The 1,391-nt window shown below is 29.3% G+C and carries 2 protein-coding genes; both read right to left on the bottom strand.

Annotated elements, in window-relative coordinates; translation table 11 throughout:
• On the bottom strand, positions 1 to 803 hold an 803-nt coding region (locus F9817_RS23650; protein WP_161158659.1), incomplete at its 3' end, for a glycosyltransferase.
• The coding region (locus F9817_RS23645; protein WP_161158658.1) for an oligosaccharide flippase family protein at positions 790 to 1,391 on the bottom strand (602 nt) is incomplete at its 5' end. The genes F9817_RS23650 and F9817_RS23645, both read right to left, overlap by 14 nt.

Raw genomic sequence — 1,391 nt, 5'->3', positions numbered from 1 at the left:
AAATAATTCATTTCAAGATTTTCAGGTTTACTTTCAACTTTCCAACCAAACAATGAAGTCCTAAAGGATGTTTTACTAGTAGGATGATAGAAATTAGAATTCGTATCCGTTGCATATTGAAAACCAAATTTCTTAATTCTTAAAAAATACTCCTGTTCATCTCCCCATATGAACATTTCCTTTTTTATGAATCCAATATCATCAACTAGTTTTCTATTAAGTAATGTTCCATTAAAAGGATTAGCTTTATTATAAATTAATCCGTTATTTTCACAGGATGACATTGCTTGAGATTTTGATTTAATTTCATTGGATAAACCAAAAGATAATAAATCATTATTATCAATATCTATAACTAATGGATTAATAGCTAGAAGTTTATTTTCGTTAGCCGAACATAGCAAGGTATTCAAACACTGGCTATCTGCTCTGCCATCATCATCCATCAGCCAAAACCAATCACTTTTACTCTCATCAAACGCAGTTTTTAGACCAGTGTAAAATCCACCAGCGCCTCCTGAATTAACATTCATTTTAATATAAATAACGTCAATAACTTCTTCATATCTTTTTAAAAAGCCTACTTGTTTTGAGAAGTTTTTATTATTTACATCATTATCATATTTCAGTCTACAGGTATTATCACAAATCCATTTATCTGTATCATCGGTTGAATTGTTATTGATGATTACAATTCTATCTACTTTTTTATTCTGTTCGAAAACCGAGTCAATACAACGAGGCAACAGTGTACATCGGTTATAGGTTACAATAACAGCACAAACTGAATCAGTTCGCATCATAATATTTTTCCCTTTTAAGATAAATGAATGTCCCCATAACCAGCGTAACAAATATTTCCACAGTCAATATTACATAAGCTGTGCCTTCGGCTTTATATATAGGTATTAGTATTAAACTTAATACTCCTCCCAGCAGAGCCGCTAAAAGCGTAATTATAGAAAACTGTTTTTTATAACCTAAATTCAACATTAATTGAACACCTAAAATATTACTTACAACAATCAAAAACGGAACGAAAGCCATTATTTTAAGTATGTCTATTGAATGAAAATATTGATCACCTAATAATATATTAATGATCAAACCTGAATTAAAGAAAACTACTAACGAGGCTATAAAAGAGATGCTACAAATAAATAATGCCGCTTTTCTTATAAATTTAATTCCATCCAAAATATCATTATTTATCTTTCTTGAAACCAATGGGTAAATAGCTTGAGATATAGGTTGATATAAACCTTTCATCGCCTCTATTATCTTGTTTGCAGATGTATAATAACCAAGGACTGTATCGTTAGCAAAAATACCTAAAATTATAATAGTTGATATTGTATAAAATGAAATAGATATCTTGGATAGAAAGATAC

This window comes from Vibrio eleionomae, assembly GCF_009874545.1.
Lineage (GTDB): Bacteria > Pseudomonadota > Gammaproteobacteria > Enterobacterales > Vibrionaceae > Vibrio > Vibrio nitrifigilis.
This window is presented reverse-complemented; position numbering and strand designations above follow the sequence as displayed.